The sequence below is a fragment of the Alkalihalobacillus deserti genome, assembly GCF_020734105.1.
In the GTDB taxonomy this organism is placed as follows: Bacteria; Bacillota; Bacilli; order Bacillales; family Bacillaceae_D; genus Halalkalibacter; species Halalkalibacter deserti.
Genome location: NZ_JAJAFR010000009.1, coordinates 71,067 through 92,808 on the forward strand (window position 1 = coordinate 71,067; position 21,742 = coordinate 92,808).

Sequence of the window (21,742 nt, forward strand, 5' to 3'; positions counted from 1 at the left end):
CAAATATCGACTAATTTAGTGGGTATTCATTCAATTTGGACAGGCATGTTAAGTTTGAAAAGGGGTCAAAAAACTCACTTTTTAAACTTTGTATATCCACAAAAAAATATTAGCTATTTTAAAGGAGGAATACATCGTGTCAAATGAGCCTGGACGTGAACAGTGGGCATCAAGGCTTGGATTTATCTTAGCTGCGATGGGATCAGCTGTAGGTTTAGGGAATGTCTGGCGTTTCTCGTATGTAACAGGAGAAAATGGAGGAGCAGCATTTTTACTAATTTATATGGCTTTTATCATAATAATCGGTATCCCAATTATTATGGCAGAATTCACCATTGGTCGAAAAGCCCAAAGTGATGCAGTAGGTTCTTTTGAAAAGTTAGCACCAGGAAAGCCTTGGAAAGTTGCTGGTTTACTGGGTGTAGCAGCAGCATTTTTAATATTATCTTTTTACGGTGTTATTGCAGGCTGGATCACATATTACTTTACAAATTATCTAACTGGTACATTATGGTCTGCACCAGCTGAAGGTTACGAATCATTCTTTATTTCCTTTATTACAAACCCAACAAAACCATTTTTCTGGCAATTTCTATTTATGGCTTTAACAGTTGCAATTGTATTTGTTGGAGTTAAAAAGGGAATTGAACGTTCTAACAAAATCTTAATGCCATTATTAGGTGTTCTTCTTATCGTTTTATCCATTTACAGCTTAACTCTTGGTGGTGCACAGAAAGGACTTGCCTTTTTATTCACACCAGATTGGACTGCATTAACAGATCCTAATATCTATTTAGCTGCATTAGGCCAAGCATTTTTCTCTTTAAGTTTAGGAATGGGTGCTCTTATTACTTATGGTAGTTACCTTTCAAATCAAGAACGTCTTCCTGGTGCTGCAGTAAGTGTAGCCGTATTAGATACGTCATTTGCAATTGTTGCCGGTTTAATGATATTCCCTGCCGTCTTTGCTTTAGGAATGGATCCAGCGAGTGGACCTGGTCTTGTGTTTATGGTCATGCCAGATGTATTTGACAGCATTGGATTTGGTGGTATTTTCGGGCTTTTATTCTTCTTCTTACTAGCTGCAGCGGCATTATCGTCATCTGTATCCTTATTAGAAGTAGCTGTTGCTTATTTCATTCGTAAATTCTCATGGTCTAGACAGAAAGCATCACTGATCATCGGATCAATTATTTTTGTTATTGGTATCCCTTCTTCTCTTGGTCAAGGTGTCCTATCTGATATTCAAATTATTGGTGGTCGTGATATTCTCGATTCTATTGACTTTATTGCTTCAAATATATTCCTTCCACTAGGCGGGTTAATTATTGCTTTATTTATGGGTTGGGGCTTTAAGAAAGCTGATGCACTTCGCGATTCAGACTTTGGAGAAACAACACTTGGACACATTTGGTTGTTCCTAATAAAATTTGTAGCACCAATTTTTATTTTCCTAGTTTTCTTAAGCTCAATTGGACTTTTTAACTGAGAAAAATGGTACGAGCCGTCTTTTCTTAGAAGCAAAAAGCAGAACCGCTGCTTTTTTAAGTTGAACGATACATGGATTCCAATCACTCGAATAAAGAGAAAAAGCAGACGAATTATAGATTCGTTCTGCTTTTCTTATTAGTGCTCGTTAAGTTGATGAGATGATCCATCAATAAAAGACAAGAGTCACAATGTATCTACTATGACGCTTGTCTTATTGTTATCTATTATCATTATTCACCAATTTCAACTACGTGTTTATTCATTTCAATAGAAAGAACATGAGTAAGCAAGTCCAATCCTTTTTTTATCTTATCTGGTGTAGCATGTGTGAAATTCAATCTCATTGTGTTTTTCATTGGAGTGCCTGCAAAAAACGGTTCTCCTGGAACATAAGCAACTCCATGCTCGACTGCTGTATCCAGTAATGCAGTTAGATCCAACCTCTCATCAACCTTAACCCAGAGGAACATTCCTCCTTTTGGCTTAACAAAATGGACATTGGGAAGATTCGCTTCTTCAAGACAATTAACCATAACTTCCATACGACCTTTGTATACTTCAATTAAGTGTTGAATGTGAGCATCAAGGTCATAATGAGTACACAGTTCATATAAGGCTTGCTGAGCTAATGAATTGGAATGCAAATCATTTGCTTGTTTGGCTTGTGCCATCATTCGAATAACTTGATACGGTCCTGTAATCCAACCTGTTCTAAGTGCAGGAACGGCTGTTTTTGAAAACGTACTCGTGTACATAACACGAGTGCCATCATCTAGTGCCGCAAGTGGAGTATATACTTCATTTTCTGTGAATTGAAGTTCTCCATAAGGATCATCTTCAAATACAACTACTTTATATTTGTGTACTAAATCGATTAATTGTTTACGTCTCTCTAATGACCATACTCGCCCTGCTGGATTTGAAAAAGTAGGTACAACATAAACGCATTTTGGGTGATACTGTTTTAACTTTTCTTCTAAATCATCAGGAAGCATTCCATCATCGTCGGATGCAACAGCTACTACTTCAGCTTCATAAGATTTAAATACTTGAAGTGCTGCTAAATACGTTGGGTCTTCTGTTAATACAACATCACCAGGAGATAACATGATTCTAGAAAACAGATCTATGGCCTGCTGTGAACCAGTTGTAACAAGAACTTCCTCTGGTGTAAATCCTGAAATTCCTTTCCTTTGCATACGTTGTAAAATAACTTCTCTTAAAGGACGGTATCCTTCTGTCTCCATATATTGTAGTGATTTTTTACCAGTTTTAAAAACACGCGAAAACGCATCTTCTAATCCTTCAAGTGGGAATAAATCATCATCTGGTAAACCTCCAGCAAATGAAATGACATTTCCCTGACCAACAACTTTTAAAATATCTCTTACTGCAGATGATTGCAAATGACGAACGCGATTTGCAAAGGCATACTTCATGATGGGCACCTCTATTTATTATAAAATTAAGAATATTATATATATACTACCCGATTTGTTTCAAATGTCAAGAGAAACGACTTATTCTAAAGAGCAAACCAGCCTACTATGCCGTCGTCTGCTCTTCAGTAAAAAATATAGAGTCTATACTATATCCCACTACGTATCTTTCCAGGACTAAACATGGATTATTCGTTCATTCTTTTAAAGTTGAAACTGTCAAATAACCTCTTGTCACTCTTAGCCATATGCTTTAATGACTCTGCAGAAGATGTGTTCTCTTCCATCGAGGCCTTTATTTACTAAGAGAGTAACACTCACACTAGTTGAATAGTCTGCCATAATTTTAGCTATCCAAGCATATTGACAACTATTACACTCTTCATTTCCCTTGTTTAATCGTTTCATTTCGGCTCGACTCCTTTTTAGATAACCTATTATGCTTAAATTTCCATACTTTACTTGTGTAAGAATGATCCTGCACCAAACAAAAATGCAATTCCGTACATTTACGTCTGTATTCATATCATTTTTTATAGAAACAAAAAACGGAGGCTATACCCCAAAAGGGTTAGCACTCCGCTTGTTGGCTCATAATCAAGCTTTTTTGTTTAGGCTCATCTCATTATATCTTCCCACTTCACTAAAAGAACCTCTTCGTAGAATACCCATTCGACATCAACATCATAGCCATTTCTCAAAATCTAATTCAATTCTAAAAATGTGTCGCCTCTTTTTTTGACCATTCATAGTCAACCTTTTTTCCGACTTCGGCAGGTCTATTAGCAAGCTCATTGCTTAGAGTTTTTATGAAAAGGTAAAGTTCGACCTTTTCTCAGTCAATCATTCGGTCGTTGCAATGGCTTCTCTCGCTGCGCGCCTTTCCTGAGAAGTTCACTCAGAAAAGGCTTAAAACCTTGCAGCGGTTCCGCTCATTGCTTAGAGTTTTTATGAAAAGGTAAAGTTCGACCTTTTCATAAAAACTCTATAAATATTTACGGTGGACTTTCTTGCCATCGTAGACAAAGGCAATTTCTTTTTCGTTAATAATGGATTCAATGTGTACGGGGCGGCCCCATAGTTGGTGTAGATAAGGAAGTACCTTTTCTAAGTACCCGATATCCAGTTCGGTTCCTTCAAAGTTGTGCTTAATATATAATTCACCATTTTTAAGGTAGTCTCCGTCTGTTATGACCAGATAAGGAAATCCTCCATTTACTCGAGAAAGGGCAAGTTGGTCACGTACATTCTCCCACTCTTTATCTATCACTTTATAATCGGCTCCTTGTTTTTGGAAAAGATACATATCTTCACGCATTACAAGATCCTTGGTTAAATAATTTCGAATGAATGAAATATCCGATTCGATCTCCCTGACCTCAAACATTTTTTCCCGACCACTCCCTGGCTTAACTCCTTGACGCTCGATCATGTCTTGCGTTGGGTTATTATGCCGTTCCTCAATATCTTCAAAGATTTTCAACCCTAAATAATATGGGTTGATTGTTGTTTTTGATGGTTGAACAACACCGGCATTCAATTTCGCAAATTCAATCGTTTCTTCACTAGTTAAGTCCATTTCCCTTAGTATTCTTTGATGCCAGTAAGATGCCCATCCTTCATTCATAATTTTCGTTTCTAATTGAGGCCAAAAATAAAGCATTTCCTCTCTCATCATCGTTAAAATATCTCGTTGCCATGGCTCGAGTTCTCGACTGTACTCTTCTATAAATAAAAGAATATCTTTTTCAGGATTCGGAGGAAAATTTCTTTTCTTCACTTTCATTTTTGGACGTGGTTGCTTTTCGTCGATTTGCCATAAATCATCGTAATCTGATTTTTTTACGCTTTTCTCTTCCTCCTCATCGCCTAAACTCCAATCTAACTTTGGCCTTATCAGACTCGGGTCTATATGCTCTTGTATTGCAAGAACCGCATCTAAGAAGGTCTCGACTTCTTCTTTGCCATATAGTTGTTCGTAATTAGCGATTCGTTCAGCCGTTGCGCTCATGCTCTCCACCATATCTCGACGTGTATTTGAAAAACGTACATTATTTTTAAAGAAATCACAATGCGCGAGTACATGGGCAACAATCAATTTATTTTGAATAAGTGAATTGCTATCTAGCAAAAAGGCATAACATGGATCTGAATTAATGACTAATTCATAGATTTTACTTAATCCAAAGTCATATTGTAACTTCATTTTATGGAACTGTTTCCCAAATGACCAGTGACTATATCTCGTTGGCATTCCATATGCACCAAATGTATAAATTATTTCAGCTGGACATATTTCATATCTCATTTCATAATAATCTAAGCCAAACCCATTAGCTATTTCCGTAATCTCAGCAATTGAATGTTCAAGCTGCTTCCACTTTTCTGGTGACATTCGAACCCCTCCTTGAACCTGCTTTCTTTCAATTTATGATAGGAAACTGAAAATCATGAGTACAACAATTAGACATTCTCTCTTTCTAACAAAAAAAGCCACCATTGGATGATGACTTTTTTGAGTAATTCAGGCTCTATGACATCCCTTAATTTTGTTTCTCCTCAAGAACCGAGCAACTATAAATCAGATAAGATAACAGTTATGAACCCTTATATAGATTGTCGTAAAAAATTAGTACGATTAGAAAATAAAAATAACATCACTAATCATCGCTTAACCAGAATGTTTTTATTTCTAATATAAAATTTCAACGGAACTTGCTTGTCAACCTGGTTCAGTATGTTATAGGACACACTGATCTTTGGTGGGATACTTACTAACATATGTACGTGATCCTTACAGGCAGTTGCTTCTACGATTTCTACTCCTTTTCCTTCACATAATTTTCTTAGTATTTCTCCTATGCCTTTTTTTATTTTCCATATATTACTTACCCTCTATACTTCGGCGCAAAGACAATGTGATACTTACAATTCCACTTTGTAAGTGTTAACTGTTAGTGTCTTTGGACATAAAAACTCCTCCGTATGCTTTTATTGGTTGGCGAACCAAATTATTTTAGCATCTCGGTGGAGTTTTTTTAATACCACACTAGAAGCTTTTTGGAACCCTAGGCCTAGCCTAGGGTTCCAAAAAGACTCGAACCGATTTTAATATCACAAGATAAGTAACGAAGAAAAACTCCAAAACCCTCAGTAGTACTCTTTCAACTTAGAAAATGAAAATCTCCCTCCACATAAGGCTGACACTATCATAAAACTATTTTATTTTGCGGGAATAAATTAGTACCTATAACAATCGCACTGGAATAATAAGGTGTTTTACGTTTAAATTTCTCATAATATGTTTGTATTTTCGAGTGGAATTTTTGATAGGAAGGTAAAATTAAAAATTATTTAATCATATTTGTTTGCATCGCTCCAAATGGTTTTTCTGCAACTTTAATAGAATCTGTAGGACAACCCTTAAACGCATCTTCCACATCATCAAGTAGTTCATTTGGAATCTCTACAATTCCCTTATTATCATCCAAAGTTACAAAGGCAATTCCTTCATCATCATAGTCATAAATATCAGGAGCAGAAGATCCACAAGCCCCACAAGCAATACAGGTTTCTTGGTCAACAATTGTATATTTATACATTTTATCCTCCCACAAAATAAATTGATGTTGACTAATTATCATAAAGTTTAAAAAACTGTCGGGTTGATAGTTTACCTGCGCCATAATATCAACAAATGCCTAACATTTCTGATTTTGACCATGTCGTTATTAGAGGACTATTTCACTGTTCTAGAACAAATAATACAAACCCTGTTATTACCTATGAGCAAGCAACTCTTGAACTATCTTTTTCAAAGCCAGGGGCTAAATAGAAATAATACAACTTATACATTGCCTTTTCTCTACAAAAAGCACATTTACTATTATTTCTTTTGGCCAACTTTTGAATATGAGGAGCATAAGTAATTTTCAATCCTTCGATCACATGAGCTTCACAAATGAATATCATCCTTTTCATCCCCTTACTCGTCAAATTTAAGTTAAATTAAATAATGAACCTTTCCTTCTAAAAAGGACTTCCTCCCACCTGTTAGCATTTAGAATCTTAAACACAGCAATCAACAGGTGAACAATCAATAATTATAAACTTTTTTGGGTTCATTGAACCGACTGTGAAAATAGTAAAGACCATTCGGGTTCACTTACGTTGAAACACAGCCGAGTCACAAACTTTGTTCAATTGAATCCGCAAATGGTCTCATTTGAGTTGCCAAAGACAAACGTAGTTATCGCTCCACGAAATTCTTCTAAAAATTAACATCCTTATCTTCATTCAGCTTTTTCTTTTTTTTCATATTAGAAATTAAAGTCATAACAATCAATGCAACGATAACTACTAAAATAGCTACAGAGTATGGTCTAGTAACAAAAATGGAGTAACTTCCATCTGAAAGGATGAGTGAACGACGTAAACTTGTTTCAATTAGCGGGCAAAGTATAAATGCCAGAATAAAAGTAGGGACTGAAAAATCCAACTTTATTAAAAAGAACGCCAAAATACCAAGGACTAACGTAATCCACACATCAAAATGCAAACTTTTCGATGCGTAGACCCCTATTATGCATAATACCAATATAATAGGAACAAGTAACGAAGTAGGTACAGTTAATATGCGAGCAAATCTAGGCGTTAAAGCTCGCCCAACAAAATACATAGCTATTGTTGTCAAAATAAAACCTATAAAAATACTATAAACTAGGGCTGGTTCTTGTGAAAATACTAGTGGTCCTGGTTGAATTCCATGAATGATAAATGCTCCCATAATGATCGCAATCGGGGCCGAACTAGGAATACCTAATGCTAGTAAAGGAAGTAACGCTCCACCTACTGAGGCATTATTCGATGATTCTGCTGCTACTATTCCTTCTGGATTCCCTTGCCCAAACGTTTCTTTGCTTTTTGATACTTTCTTTGCAGTTGAATATGAAAAAAAAGATGCAACACCTGGTCCTAATCCTGGGATAATCCCTATTATCGTGCCAAGAGTAGACCCGATCATCGTAGGTTTGGCTACCTCTCTATATTCTTTAAAGCTAATCTTTACTTTTAAATTATTCCTCTCAATTTCATGTCTTTTATTTAAGTTTCCATGAAGCATTGAAAGAATTTCACTAATAGCAAATACTGCCGTTACCACCGCAATAATGCTGAGGCCGTCCAGTAAATTGATTGATCCCCCAGTAAATCTTGCTGCTCCTGTAAAAGTATCCATACCCACTGTACCCGCCATTAACCCTAAAACTGCGGAAATCGAACTCTTAATTTTATCTTTTGAGCTAAGAGCAGCAACTCCTAGCAACCCCAAAATGCCAACTAGAAAAAATTCAGGTTCAGATAATTTGAGAGCAAACGAAGCCATGGGTGCAGATAAGAAAATTAAAACAAGTCCTCCGAAAAACCCTCCTATCGTTGAGGCGAGTAGCGAGTACCCTAAAGCTTTTCCCGGAGAATATTTTTTCGCATATGGGTAACCATCCAATACAGTTGCTGCCGCAGCTGGGGTGCCAGGGATCCCTAACGTTATAGAAGAAATCGATCCTCCATATTCAGCAGCTTGATATGTCGCAACTAACAAAAGAATTGAATCTAAGGCAGACATATTGTAAGTAAGAGGAAGGAGTAAAATCAGTGCAATCATTGCACCTAAACCTGGTAAGGCACCTATTAACATACCAATAAATGTTCCTAATAAAATGAAAAATGCGGCAGATAATATGATAGATATATCTATACCAAGCAATTCCATAATAAACCTCCTCGTATCTAAAATCTTATATTCATTGCCACATCAAAGATTACGTAAATAACTAATGGCATTACTATAGCAATTCCAATATTGGTAGCAATAATTTTCTTTTTCATTCTTAACGACCAACGATAATACGTTAATAGTGCTAGAATAAACAAGAAAGTCAGAAGATAAAAATAATTAGACATATTCCAACTTGCGATATATAATACCGTCAAAAGAACCGTTACTAAAATGATCTTCAAGTTTGGCATAGCTATTTTTGTATCACTCTTTCTAATTAATGTCTTTACAAAGCTAATTAAACATAAAATAATCAGTGTCACTGCTAAAAGGTTCGGAAAATAATTATGGCTAATCGTATCACTATTGGTAGAAACAGGTATGTTATTAGTGGCGTTCCAATACATGATTCCAATGAACAAGAGTAATATTAAGGCTGCATACGTTCCTTTATTTGCGCTCAAATTCAAATTCCCTCCTTAGATAGATTAAGAGATAAACAGTTATGATGTGATGATGAATTCACCTCATCTGACTTGTTACTCAATCAGACCGATAATTTGTAGCGTTTCCCCATCGACTTTTGCACTTTCTGTAATAGATTGTTGATACTCTTCTGGACTCCCGTAATATGGTTCTACATCGACCTTCTTTAATTCTTCGATTACCTCTGGATCCTCAAGTGCTTGTTTGAAAGCCGAGTGAAGTGTTGTTAGAACCTCCTTTGGTATTCCTTTAGGAGCAATAACACCGTTGATTCGATCCTCTACTATATCAAATCCTTTATCTTGCAACGTAACTACACCTTCTAAGACGTCTTGTTGCCCAGAAGAGCTAAAGATTGGACGAATATCTCCTGCTTCAAGTTGACCTTTTACAATTGCTGGAAGTGAAAATACTCCTTCTAAATGTCCCCCCAATAACGCAGTCATTGCTTCTGCAAATCCATCATAAGGAACGATCACAAGTTCAATTCCTGCATCAATATTCACTCTCTCTATCAAATTTCTAACTCCAGCGACAACGCCTACTCGAAACTTTCTAGGGTTTTCCTCTACATATTCAAACCACTCATCATATGTTTCCCAAGGTGAATCGCTTCTTACAAATAAAAAGCCATCTTGTTTTGAGACTCTCATTATTGTTTGAAAGCTATCATGTTTATAAGGGGTATTCCCAAAATGCGGTTCTACGGTAAGCGGCGTTGAAGGAACAAACCCCAGTGTATATCCATCTGGTTGGGCTTTATAGACATCAGAAACACCTAACGTATTGTTTCCACCTGATTGGTTCACCACCACAATACTCTTTTCATTTGGAAGGTATTTAGGAACAATTTTTGCCAAGATACGAGCAATAATGTCAGCGCTTCCACCTGGAGGAGTCGGGACAATTAATTCAATAGATTCGCTCGGAAAATTACTACCTACTTGAGCTTCTGGATTAGATTGAGATTGCTCAGTTGTCTGCTGGCATCCAACAACTAGAACTGATAAGATTATAAGAAAAACCATTGTTATTTTTTTCATTTCCACTTCTCCCTAGGTGATTTTTAGAGTTTATCGTTAAAATCTTGTTTTTTATATTCCGGGAAATAGGAATGATGTACCTCCTATTTCCCAGTAATATTATTCTATCTGACCAACAATTCTTAACGTTTCTCCATCAACTTTAAAGCCTTCAGTAAGCGCTTTTTGAAATTCTTCCGGGCTACCATAGTAAGGTTCTAAGTTTATTTTCTTTAACTCTTCAATAACTGCTGGATCTTCAAGTACCTTTTTGAAAGCATCATGGAGAATCATCAACTCTTCCTCAGGCAATCCTTTCGGAGCAATTATTCCAGTCATTCTGTTTTCTTCAATTTCAAAGCCTTTATCTTTCAGCAACGCTGTATCTCCAATTTGTCTACCTGAAGAGCTAAAGATTGGTCTAAACTCTCCTGAATCAAGTTGAGCTTTCACTGCAGCCGGGATTGCAAACACTCCCTCTACATGTTCACCTAATAAAGCAGTCGTTGCTTCTGCAAATCCATCATAAGGCACGACTGTAATGTCAATGTCTGCATCATGATTGATTCTTTGAAGAAGATTTCTAACTCCCGCAACTGTACCAATTCTAAATTTACCCGGATTTTGTTCTACAAAGTCAAACCATTCTTCATATGTTTCCCAAGGTGAATCAGTTCTCACATATAGAAAACCATCTTGCTGAGCAACTCTCATTACCGTTTGAAAACTGTCATGTGTATAAGGTGTATTTCCAAAATGTGGTTCGTTTGTAATAGGTGATGATGGAACAAAGCCAATCGTATATCCATCTGGTTTTGCCTTGAAAACATCTGAAATCCCAATCGTATTATTTCCACCTGATTGATTAATGACAACGACATTTTGCTTGTTCGGAAGGTGCTCAGAAACTGCCTTTGTTAGAATTCGCGCTATGATGTCGGTACTTCCACCTGCAGGAGCCGGAACAATCATTTCAATGGGCTTAACTGGAAAATCACTCGTGGGTTGTTGTTGTTCACCTTCTGTATCACTAGGCTGGTTTCCTGAAGATTGCTCTGCATTTTGCGAACAACCAACAAGGAATAGAATTAAAATTAACAGGAATAACAGGATATTTTTTTTCATTTAAAATCCCCCAGATATCATTTTTGTAAGCGTTATCAAAAAGATAAAAAAATCTTTTGATCATTACTCCTTTACCCCTACCCAATCTAGTTGTTTCTATATAGGTGAACCGTGAACCCAATAGTCATTACCAATTTTTCTATAGCCAATTACTGCCTGTATTAAATTTATACGATCAATCTCGCTTTAGCATTGTCTCATAATCCTTCCCCATCACTTCACTCACAGGCTTCCCTTCCCTAATTGCCTTTGCCATCGCAGCTTCTTTTTCGACTATTCTTTCAGCAGTGGAAATTACAACTTCTGCTTGAGAACTTTGAATAAAGGCAATACCACTCCCATCAGCTATCACCAAATCACTAGGATCCACCTCTACATCTGCTATAACAATTCTCTCATTGAAAGATTGCTCAACAATTCTTCCCCTTGCAGTGGTCGGGACTTGAGATCGAGCATATACAGGAAATTCTAAGTCACACATCTCATCTACATCGCGGCAGGCTCCATCGATAATCACTCCACTTATATTACGTTGAACCGCAGCAACACAAAGATTACCTCCCCAACCAGCAACATCATCCCGACCATGTTCAACAACAATTACATCACCATTTGAAGCAGTCTCCACAGCAGCTGTTCCAAGATGTCGCTTCGATGATCCTTGTTCAGCAGAAACCAATTTCACCGTAACAATTCTACCAACAATTTTCTTTCTTACTGAAACCGACTTTAAACTTGTAACGACCCCTTTTAACTCTAAAGAATCAAGAGCATCGGAAACAGCACAAGTATCCAATTTAGATAATCTATCTACCAATTTGTCTTGCGTCAAATTGATTCCCCCCATATTTACTGGTCCGAACGTGGTTTTTATAAAACCACGTCCTTAATGCCAGGTTGTTTTTTTGACAGCAACATTACTATCTTAGCTTCTTATAAAACGGCTATTAATTCTACTTGTACGTACATTCCCCTACTGAGGTCTTTTAACGTAATGTGCCTAGCTGGACGATCAGCATTGTCTGGAAACATTTTCAACCACTCTTCATTAAAATCCTCCCGGACACTATTCTCCTTCAGAAATACATTCATTCGAATAATATTATCTGTCGATCCACCAGCTGACTCCATAAATAACTTAATATTCCGAAAAATAAATTTCATTTGAGATTGTGGTTCCTCTGGAAGTTGATCTGTCCTAGAATCCTTTCCCATAATGGCAGATGAATAGACCATCGATCCAATTTTGGCTCCCATTGGAATAGGTGCCGTTCCATGGCTTACGCCAGGAATTTCAATGACTTCTCTTTTTGCCACTTTAAAACCTCCATAAGCTTAAATTTATATTAGTACTTTGGTACTGTGCGCCAATCTGAATCTGCCGGAATATTTCCATTTGTGGACCGAATATTACGATAATCGATCTCTTGATCAAGTCCTAATGGAGCTTTCCCTTCATCCATATCTTTTAATGCACGAAGTAGGAAAAAGCGAATTTTCGCGATAAGTTTATCACTCGAACCAAGATACTCCTGTGTCCGATCAGAAATTTCACCCATACTTTCCGCAATAATATAATCTTCTACTAATACACCATACATACCAGTGAAATGGTCTTCTAGTTTTGTACGATCTTGTTCCCATCTTCCTTCCAAGCTTCCTTCATAAAAATTATCAGGCGATAGGTTAGGGTCTATTCCGAACTGTCTTTCTGTTATAGCAATATCTTCAAAGGTGAGTGCTCTCTCATGGTTGTAGAATACAAACCATTGTACACAGCGATTGTCATCTACAGGAATTACAAATGATCCAATATGATTTTCTTCAGGAGCCTTTGGAATAAAAGAATACCAAGGTTGAACAAACTCAGAAATACGAACGTATTGTGATCCATCGGGCATGTTTCTTAATGCTCCTGCCCGATATCCGTAAGGCTGACTATCGACCTCATATCTTGGAGCAAGGTCATGCTTTGTTTTAGATACCGTGGCACCAACTTTCTCGACCCATGATTGATGCAGCATCGATACATGCGCCGAATCAAGCGTCCCTTCCAATACTTGTAACCAATTACAATTAATTTCAGCAATGCGTATCAATAAGTTCGATTCAGGTAAATTATTAAATTCAAATTCTGGAAATTGTGTCGGTAACCCTTCACCAAGCCAGGACCAGACGATCCCACCAGCTTCCTTAACAGGGTAATACTTTAAAGGGACTTTCTTGCAAAAGGACTCGACCTTATCTGGTGGCTCAGTCGGTGCATCGACACAATTTCCGTCAACATCGAATTTCCAACCATGATACAAGCAAGTTAATGCATTGTCTTCATTACGAGCTAATGTAAGCGAAACACGTCGATGTGGACAAGCTTCGTCTAGAATAGCTGCTTTTCCATCAGCACCTCTGAAAGCAACATAATTATGACCAAATAAACGTACACGTATTGGTTGACCATTGGGTTTTATTCTTTCAGCACGAATAGCTGGTACCCAAAATTGTTTCATATATCTTGCCATTGGTGCGTCTCCAGTAACCTGTGTAAGTAAATCATTTTTTTCTTTCGATAACATCGCGATTCCCCCTCGGTCATTTTATATTATAATTATTAGAAAGTAGAGTTGATTTATTGTTTGTGCTATTCCCAATAAACAAAGCCCATTCCGCAACCGGTCATAGCTGTTGAACGATAAGTAGGTATATAGTTTACTAGTTTCATATCTAGATGTTCTAGTGCTCCAGCTGCTGAAATCCATGCCAATAATTCTGATGTTCCTGATACAAATTTTTCGCGTGGAATCGAACAAAGTGCATCTTTATCTTTGCTTTCAAGACTCTTCAAGAAATTTCTATCAAACTCTTCATCTATAACAAAATGTGTCATCCCACCAGAGGCAATAATAGCTACAGTTTGATCACTATCCCATGATTCAATGGCCTCTTTCAGTACTTTCCCAAAATCATAGCAGCGTTTAGGACTCGGCACATTGGGTGGAAAGAATGTATTAACCGTTATCGGCACCATTTTAATCATTGGTTTGTTTTGTAAAAGCCGGCGGCGAATGAAAGTATGAGCGTGACCGATGGAACGTCCTTCTGGCTGTTCAGTAAAAGATGATACATCAAATTCATTATCGATCAGCTTTTCGATAATATGGCGTCCTAAGTCCGCATCTGTTTCGTAAGCTTCTGGTACAACACCATGTCTAGCCCAGTATGCAGGTCTTATTGATGGTGGCATCTTTTCCTTATCTTGTGGAAGGTCATAAATTTCATTTCCCCAAAATACAGAGAAAGCCGGCATGTTATCATACAAAAATAGTTCTTTCTGATCGTCCCCGATAACAACTAAAATGTCTGGGGAAACTCTATCAATAATTTTAGACAACTCTTGTATACTTTGTTCACAAGCTTCGTACTTTTCCTCCCAAACTTCTTTGCTTAAATGATCATGAATCCAATCAGGTGCCTTTTTAGTCAAACCCTCAAAATCAAGAGCAGGATTCGTTCTATCCCTTTCTGCATGCATTGCCCATGTTTCAGCTGGTGTGCTTAATTGCGGACTATGAGAAGCGGCCAACCCAAGTGTGATTTTTGCCATTTATATAACCTCCATTATTTTAATTGTGTGATTTTTTTATCCGCAGTGATATTCAGTTTATATAACTTTTTAGCGTTGCCTTCATAGACTTTATAAAGATCTTCCTCTGTCAAGAAGTCAATGCTATCAATCACTGGTTTTAAGTCATCAAACATCTTACCCGTGTTCGGGTTAACAACAGAACCTGTTCCTGGATTTTCGGTACCAAATAACAAATTGTCCGAACCAATGACTTTAAAGGTTAATTCTAAAGCTTCTTTTGAGTAATTAACGGTATCAAAATAAAGCTTTTTCAAAGCTACATCAAAGTCTTCTCCACCGGAACGATGACGCCATGCACGGAAACGACCCATTTGGAACGGAATCGCACCACCGGTATGAGATACAACCACTTTCAAGTTAGGAAAATCATTAAAAACATTTGAGTCAAGTAAAGACATAATCGCAATACTTTCTTCATTGATAAAATGAAGGGTATAAGACTCCCTAGGTGAGCAGCAGCCTGCTGAATGAATAAGTACTGGCACATCTAATTCTTGAAGAACTTCATATAATGGATACCAGTACTCATCACCTAGTCCTGGTGGTGTTGGATGGCCTCCTTCCATTGGATCCGGATTCAATTGAACTCCTACAAACCCTAATTCTTCAATACAGCGTCTTAATTCAGGTAAACATTCGCGAATGTCCACTCCAGGTGACTGTGGTAAACCTGCCACTCCTCGAAAATAGTCGGGCTGAAGTTGAACTTGACGAGCAATAATGTTATTTACGAACTCTGTCCATTTATGGACCATACTACTTGGTTGCAAGGAATGCATGGCAAGATATGGCCTTGGTGAGATCAGTTGCATATCCGTTCCTACTTTATTAAGGACATCGATATGTTTGGATAATTGCTTATTAATGGCTTCATCGCTGACCTTTGGAAAACCATCAAAAGGATTCCCTCTGCTTCCTACCAATCTAGATTGAAATTGATAAACCTCAGGTGGTGCAAGTGTATGTCCGTGTATATCGATAATCATTACATTTATCCCCTCTCAATAGATATATTGCCGATTAGCATTAGAACTTGGAATGTATTTTTAAACTTCTTTAAAATTAGGTACTCTCTTTTCTATAAACGCTTTTACACCTTCTTGATAGTCAGAAGATGCATAGGAGCTAACTGTAAGCTCATAAATCTCTTCCGTTTCTTGCATCTTCCCATCATTAATCTCACTTATAATCTTTTTAGCACCTTTAATGGATTTTTGCGCTAGTCTTGCGATTGAGTCAGCATATTCATAGGTTTTAGCTGCAATTTCTTCATCTGGGAAAATTCTTTCAACTAACCTGTAGCTATAAGCTTCATAACTATTAAGCTTTCTAGCAGAAAACAATAGATCTTTTGCCCTCGCTACTCCAACTAAATCAATTAAATTTTTCGTTCCTTGATAAGAATAAATAATCCCTATTTTCGCTGGTGTTATCGCAAAGATACCGCTTTCAGAACTAAACCTAAGATCACATGCAAGGGCAATTATACATCCGCCGCCAATGCAATATTTTTGAATCATTGCGATTGTTGGCTTGGAGAAATTCATTAAAGCTTTTTCTACCTTTGATACCGCTTGATTATATAATTTCTCCCCTACAGCAGTTGACCTTATTGTTGTGAATTCACTAATATCTGCTCCAGCTACAAATGCAGTATCGTCAATCCCTCGAATAACCAAGACTTTGACTTCAATGTCTAGCTCTAATTCTTCCAATATGTCGATTAGATTAGTCCACATATCATAGTTAAATGCGTTCTTTTTTTCAGGACGATTAATATAGATTGTGGCAATGCCATCCTTCTTCTTAACTAGCAAATAATCTTTTGACATAACTAGCTCCTCCCCAATAGACTCACATCCTTTCTTTATTAAATAATAGAATTTTGCTTAAATTGTTGAATTTCTTCTTCACTATATTGAAGTTCTCTCATAACCGCTTCTGTATGTTCCCCCAATCTCGGTGCTCGAGATTGAAATTGTGCAGGTGTCTTTGACATTTTCCCTGGAAAACCAAGTGTTTTCATTGGACCTGCTACAGGATCTTCATATTCAATAATCATGTCACGACCTATAATTTGTTCATGTTTCATGACTTCATCATAATTATAAATTGGACCACAAGGTATACCTGAACTTTCTAACTTCTTCAACCAGAAATCAGATGACTCTTTTGTTAAAACACTCTCGATTGCTTCTTCTAGCTCATCGACATGCTCGATTCTATCATTGACCGTGGCAAATCGCGGATCCTCTTTCCACTCTTCTTTCTCTACCACCTGTATACAGAATTTATCCCACAGCCTTTGACTAACAACTCCAATTAGAATATATCCTGTTTTCGTTCGGTAGCTTTGATATGGAGCCATCCTCCTGTGCCGTGTTCCACTTGGAGCAGGTACCTCTCCACTTCCAAAGTAAGCAGCTGCTTCCCATACAGTCCAAGCTAAACCAGACTCAACGAGTGAAACATCTATATATTGCCCTTCTCCTGTTCGCATTTTGTGTATTTGAGCAAAGAGAATATGATACAATGCTGTCAAACCAGCTCCAATATCGTGAATCGGGATCCCCACTTTAACAGGTCTGCCGTTTGATTCACCAGTCATACTCATAATTCCTGACATTCCTTGAGCCATGATGTCTAAACCGCCTTTATTTTTATAAGGACCGGTCTGACCATAACCTGAAATGGAGCAATATATTAAATCTGGATTTAACTTTTTTAATGTTTCATAGTCAATTCCAAGTTTTTTTACGACATCAGGTCGAAAATTCTCCACGAAAACATCGGCAGTTTTTACGAGACGATATAGGATTTCGCGACCTTCTTCAGTCGTTAAGTTAACCTTTAGACCTTTTTTGTTACGGTTGATCATCGAAAAACTATAACTAATACCATTATTAAAAGGACCAGTAGCTCGCATCATATCTCCGTCAGGGTATTGCTCTACTTTAATCACATCGGCCCCCATATCCCCCATTACCATTGTGCAATAAGGTCCGGCCAATACATGAGAAATATCAATCACTCTAACCCCTGATAACGGCTGCATATTTCCCCCTCCTTTACCATTTAATCAATTACTTATTAAGATACATGCAATAAGTATGCCAAGTTGTAAACACTTAGTCTAACGCTCTTTTTTTCTCATCTAAATCGGAATGTTTCATTATGAAACGTCTATTTGTTTCATTTGTTTCATTCGTTTCATTTGTTTCATCTATTGAACCTAATCGCGAGGAGTGTTAACGTTTTCACAACTAGAAACTAAGACTTAAAAAACTCTCTTACGCGTTATTACATTTAAATAAACAACGTTCGTTTCATTAAAAACCATTATATCTAACTAAAGGACATTACACACTAGTTCATTACACACTAGTTGACTCCCATCCATATATCTCCATCGTTGTTTCTCCTTTGCCTAATTGTTCAGTAATTCTTTTTTCATCATCATCTCGCTTTTGCGCTTCCATCAATATATCAGCTACATTCCCCTTCGGAAGAACAACAATTCCGTCTCTGTCTCCGACAATAAGGTCTCCTGCTGAAACCGTTACATTCCCAATATTTATCGGTTGATTAATCGTTCCACCACCGGCTTTTCCTGTTCCTTGTATACATAATCCCCTCGAAAAAACGGGAAAGTTCATGTCGATGATATCTTGACTGTCTCTGACACAACCATCAATGATAAGCCCTTGGATCCCTCGCACTTGAGCTGCTTTTGTCATAATGTCTCCCCAGTAACCAGCCTCGTATATCCCAGAAACTTCAACAACGAGAACATCTCCCGGTTTCGCTGCTAAAATCCCTTCATGTAACATGATGTTATCGATCGGAGGAGAATGGACAGTAATAGCTGGTCCACAAACTTTCATATTTGCGGCTAACGGTTTAATTCCTGATGGTAACGCTCCTTTTTTACCCGCAGCTTCATGTAAGGTGGCTGATGAAAAGCTCTTGGCTCGCAAAATATCTTCTTCATTTGGACGATCAATGCCATCTAGGAATTTAGTCATTTTTATCGCCTCCTTATTCTAGTTTTCCCTAGATTGCAGCTGATGGTATCCATATTTTTCACGGGCTTCCTTTAAAGGAGTCCCTCTCATAACTTCTTGTCTGATACCTTCTTCTTTTTCCTCAATTAACTGGGCAAGTGCAAGTACTTCAGTTTCTCGTTCCTTATGAATCACTAAAGCCCCGTCGTCTGACCCGAAAATAATATCACCCGGGCGCACTTGAACATCCCCAATTGAAACTGGAACCATATATGCCACTGCATCCACCCGATCCTTACCAGTACGCATATATTTCCCTCTACTAAAAATTGGATACTTCAAATCCAAACTACAAGAAACATCACGGCAAACTCCATCAATTAAAGTTCCAGCAATACCTTTCATATGAGCAACCGAAGTTAGAATATCTCCCCATACCGTGCAATCCAAGCGCCCTGCATTGTCTAAAACGACTACACTTCCAGTAGATACCTCATCAATATAATCTCCAACTGACCCTTTATCTTGAGCGACAGGTAAATATTTCACCGTAAAAGCACGCCCTACCATTTGATATCCATAGTTCGTAGGCGAAATTCCTAAACATGTACCGTGGATTCCTAAGCGGTCTAAAGCATCAGAAACTGCTGCAATTGATATCTTCTTATAACTCTCTACTATTTCGTCCATTTCGACAACTCCCCTTCTTTTTTCGACTAAATTCATCGCAGTGACACAGTTTTTTCATTTAAGAGCGAATCCCTTAAGACAAATTTCATCACTTTACCTGACGGAGTTCTTGGTAATTCATCAACTATGACTAGATGATCAGGAACTTTATAATCAGCCACTTGGTTTCTAATAAAATGTTCAAGTTCTTCAACGGTTGTAGCTGTATTCGGTTTTAATGTTACCGCAGCACAAGATACTTCTCCTAGCACTGTATCTGGCATACCAATAATAGCTACTTCCATAACATTTGGATGTGTATAGAAAACTTCCTCGATTTCCCCTGGATAAATATTGTAGCCGCCACGAATTACCAAGTCTTTTTTTCTTCCAACTATTCGTACATATCCTTCTACATCAATCGTTCCTAAATCACCCGTATAAAACCATCGATTTTCATCAATCACTTCGCTTGTTTTTTCCGGGAGATTATAATAGCCTTTCATCAAACCTTCTGTATAACAAGCAATCTCACCTATTTCTCCCGTAGGCACTTCTTGCCTAGCCTCATCCATAATCTTTAGTTGAACACCAGCTATCGCTTTTCCAACGGATTCAGCTTGAACCAAATCATCATCTTCAAATTTCGTCATTGTTAAAATCGGTGATGTTTCCGTCATTCCAAAACTGACTAAAACAGGACATCCCATTTCTGTTTTGATCCTACGTATAACTTCAACCGGACAAGGAGCACCTGCCATAATCGCCACACGAAGAGACGATAAATCATAAGATGAAAACGAAGGATGATTCAATTCAAGAATAAAGATGGTTGGTACACCCGAATGAATCGTAACTTTTTCTTTTTCTATTAACTGAAGTGCTTTTTCAACATGATATTTTTCTTGAATTACAGCTTTTGTTTCACTACCAATCAGCCTCAAAATCCCAGCTAAACCCATGATATGAAAGTATGGACTTGCATGTAAAAATACATCCTGCTCATTCATTTCAATCGCCTGACAACTGTTCACCATACTATAAACTAAGTTATGATGGGTTAACATCACTCCTTTTGGTTTACCAGTTGTGCCTGATGTATAAATAATAGAAAAAACATCCTCCGTCACTTCAATGCTAACATTAGGTAATGTTTGCCCCTTACCATCTTCTCTTAAATCGTTATAGCCTTGTAAACCTTCATGTTCGAATCGAACTGGTACTAAATATTGCAAACTTTTAAGTCTTGCTCGAATCGCTTTGAATTGCTCAAGATGGTTAACTTTATCATATTCTTTTGTGAAGAATACTAGTTTCGCACCGGAATCTCTTAAGATATGCTCGGCTTCATCTTCACGATACCTTGTATTGAATGGCACCATGATTGCACCTATTTGGGCAATAGCAAACACGGCAACGATAAATTCATACCAAGCAGGAAGACAAACCCCAACGCGGTCTCCTTTTTGAATTCCAAGTCGATGAAGTCCGCCGGCTAGTTCCGCTACTTCCTTTTCCAAATCCTTATAAGAAAGACGACGACTTCCATCGTAAATCACTTCTTTATCTGGGCAGGATTTATTTGCTTTCTCGAGTAATTGGGCTACCGACATCCCATAACAGGAAGTAATCATAGATTATGCATCCTCTCTGTTCATTTTTTACCTATGTTACGAAATTCAGGTTCAAACTTCCGATAATTTGAAGTATGGCAGAGTAAGTTCATCATCAATTTTTTTATAAACAACAGAAACAGGTTTCTCGATCGATATTTTGTCTCGATCACCGATAATACGACTCAACATTCTTACACCTTCTTCAAGGTCAATAATGCCAATGACATAAGGCACTTCATCTCGAAATTCTGGCGGTGCTTTATGAACTACTGTATAACTTTGAATTTTCCCTTTCCCACTCGTTTCTTTCCATGTCAAATTGTCCGAAAAACAATGAGGACATATCATACGTGGATAAAAAATATATTCATGACAATCATCACAATTTTGCAACATAAGCTTATGGTTTTGAACACCTTCCCAAAATGTTCTTGAATCAGTATCTATCAGCGGTTTTGGTATACCTGCCAT

19 protein-coding genes and 1 pseudogene are annotated in these 21,742 nt (G+C 37.5%); 1 reads left to right on the top strand and 19 read right to left on the bottom strand.

All coding sequences use genetic code 11. The annotated features are described in order from the left end of the window. Positions 1–136 precede the first annotated feature (136 nt). Complete coding sequence (locus LDX58_RS16360; RefSeq protein WP_372459219.1) at positions 137–1,489, top strand: sodium-dependent transporter; 1,353 nt, start codon at positions 137–139, stop codon at positions 1,487–1,489. A gap of 232 nt (positions 1,490–1,721) precedes the next feature. Here LDX58_RS16360 and LDX58_RS16365 read toward each other — a convergent pair whose 3' ends face one another. From LDX58_RS16365 to LDX58_RS16455, 19 genes and pseudogenes are all read right to left on the bottom strand, one after another. Next, positions 1,722–2,930, bottom strand: coding sequence for an aminotransferase-like domain-containing protein (locus LDX58_RS16365; protein ID WP_227937891.1), 1,209 nt, complete (start codon positions 2,928–2,930; stop codon positions 1,722–1,724). Positions 2,931–3,915: 985 nt separating this feature from the next. Further along, on the bottom strand, positions 3,916–5,325 hold the full coding sequence (locus LDX58_RS16370) for a SpoVR family protein (protein ID WP_227937892.1): 1,410 nt from the start codon (positions 5,323–5,325) through the stop codon (positions 3,916–3,918). Between the two features lie 350 nt (positions 5,326–5,675). After that, positions 5,676–5,901: pseudogene (tnpA, locus tag LDX58_RS16375) on the bottom strand (IS200/IS605 family transposase); the annotation flags it as partial. 379 nt (positions 5,902–6,280) lie between these two features. Then, the gene (locus LDX58_RS16380; protein ID WP_227937893.1) at positions 6,281–6,532 is read right to left on the bottom strand and encodes a ferredoxin; all 252 of its coding nucleotides are present in this window, start codon (positions 6,530–6,532) and stop codon (positions 6,281–6,283) included. Between the two features lie 668 nt (positions 6,533–7,200). Further along, positions 7,201–8,700: a tripartite tricarboxylate transporter permease gene (locus tag LDX58_RS16385; RefSeq protein WP_227937894.1), complete on the bottom strand. Its 1,500-nt coding sequence runs from the start codon at positions 8,698–8,700 to the stop codon at positions 7,201–7,203. A gap of 17 nt (positions 8,701–8,717) precedes the next feature. Continuing rightward, positions 8,718–9,170, bottom strand: a complete 453-nt coding sequence (locus tag LDX58_RS16390; RefSeq protein ID WP_227937895.1) for a tripartite tricarboxylate transporter TctB family protein — start codon at positions 9,168–9,170, stop codon at positions 8,718–8,720. A gap of 75 nt (positions 9,171–9,245) precedes the next feature. Then, positions 9,246–10,235, bottom strand: coding sequence for a Bug family tripartite tricarboxylate transporter substrate binding protein (locus tag LDX58_RS16395; RefSeq protein WP_227937896.1), 990 nt, complete (start codon positions 10,233–10,235; stop codon positions 9,246–9,248). Positions 10,236–10,334: 99 nt separating this feature from the next. Continuing rightward, positions 10,335–11,339: a tripartite tricarboxylate transporter substrate binding protein gene (locus LDX58_RS16400; RefSeq protein ID WP_227937897.1), complete on the bottom strand. Its 1,005-nt coding sequence runs from the start codon at positions 11,337–11,339 to the stop codon at positions 10,335–10,337. Positions 11,340–11,514: 175 nt separating this feature from the next. Beyond that, the gene (locus LDX58_RS16405; RefSeq protein WP_227937898.1) at positions 11,515–12,171 is read right to left on the bottom strand and encodes an RraA family protein; all 657 of its coding nucleotides are present in this window, start codon (positions 12,169–12,171) and stop codon (positions 11,515–11,517) included. Between the two features lie 101 nt (positions 12,172–12,272). Continuing rightward, a complete protein-coding gene (locus LDX58_RS16410; protein ID WP_227937899.1) occupies positions 12,273–12,656 on the bottom strand; it encodes a RidA family protein in 384 nt (127 codons plus the stop codon). A gap of 29 nt (positions 12,657–12,685) precedes the next feature. Next, complete coding sequence (locus LDX58_RS16415; RefSeq protein ID WP_227937900.1) at positions 12,686–13,912, bottom strand: Rieske 2Fe-2S domain-containing protein; 1,227 nt, start codon at positions 13,910–13,912, stop codon at positions 12,686–12,688. 65 nt (positions 13,913–13,977) lie between these two features. Continuing rightward, a complete protein-coding gene (locus tag LDX58_RS16420) occupies positions 13,978–14,940 on the bottom strand; it encodes a DODA-type extradiol aromatic ring-opening family dioxygenase (protein WP_227937901.1) in 963 nt (320 codons plus the stop codon). A 14-nt stretch (positions 14,941–14,954) separates the two neighbouring features. Then, positions 14,955–15,968: an amidohydrolase family protein gene (locus LDX58_RS16425; protein WP_227937902.1), complete on the bottom strand. Its 1,014-nt coding sequence runs from the start codon at positions 15,966–15,968 to the stop codon at positions 14,955–14,957. 60 nt (positions 15,969–16,028) lie between these two features. Beyond that, a complete protein-coding gene (locus tag LDX58_RS16430) occupies positions 16,029–16,814 on the bottom strand; it encodes an enoyl-CoA hydratase-related protein (protein WP_227937903.1) in 786 nt (261 codons plus the stop codon). Positions 16,815–16,852: 38 nt separating this feature from the next. Continuing rightward, positions 16,853–18,037, bottom strand: a complete 1,185-nt coding sequence (locus LDX58_RS16435) for a CaiB/BaiF CoA transferase family protein (RefSeq protein ID WP_227937904.1) — start codon at positions 18,035–18,037, stop codon at positions 16,853–16,855. 319 nt (positions 18,038–18,356) lie between these two features. Next, complete coding sequence (locus tag LDX58_RS16440; RefSeq protein WP_227937905.1) at positions 18,357–19,007, bottom strand: 4-carboxy-4-hydroxy-2-oxoadipate aldolase/oxaloacetate decarboxylase; 651 nt, start codon at positions 19,005–19,007, stop codon at positions 18,357–18,359. Positions 19,008–19,025: 18 nt separating this feature from the next. Continuing rightward, positions 19,026–19,676: an RraA family protein gene (locus tag LDX58_RS16445; RefSeq protein WP_227937906.1), complete on the bottom strand. Its 651-nt coding sequence runs from the start codon at positions 19,674–19,676 to the stop codon at positions 19,026–19,028. A 32-nt stretch (positions 19,677–19,708) separates the two neighbouring features. After that, entirely contained in the window at positions 19,709–21,289 is a 1,581-nt protein-coding gene (locus LDX58_RS16450; RefSeq protein WP_227937907.1) for a class I adenylate-forming enzyme family protein, read from the bottom strand. A 51-nt stretch (positions 21,290–21,340) separates the two neighbouring features. Continuing rightward, complete coding sequence (locus LDX58_RS16455; protein ID WP_227937908.1) at positions 21,341–21,742, bottom strand: Zn-ribbon domain-containing OB-fold protein; 402 nt, start codon at positions 21,740–21,742, stop codon at positions 21,341–21,343.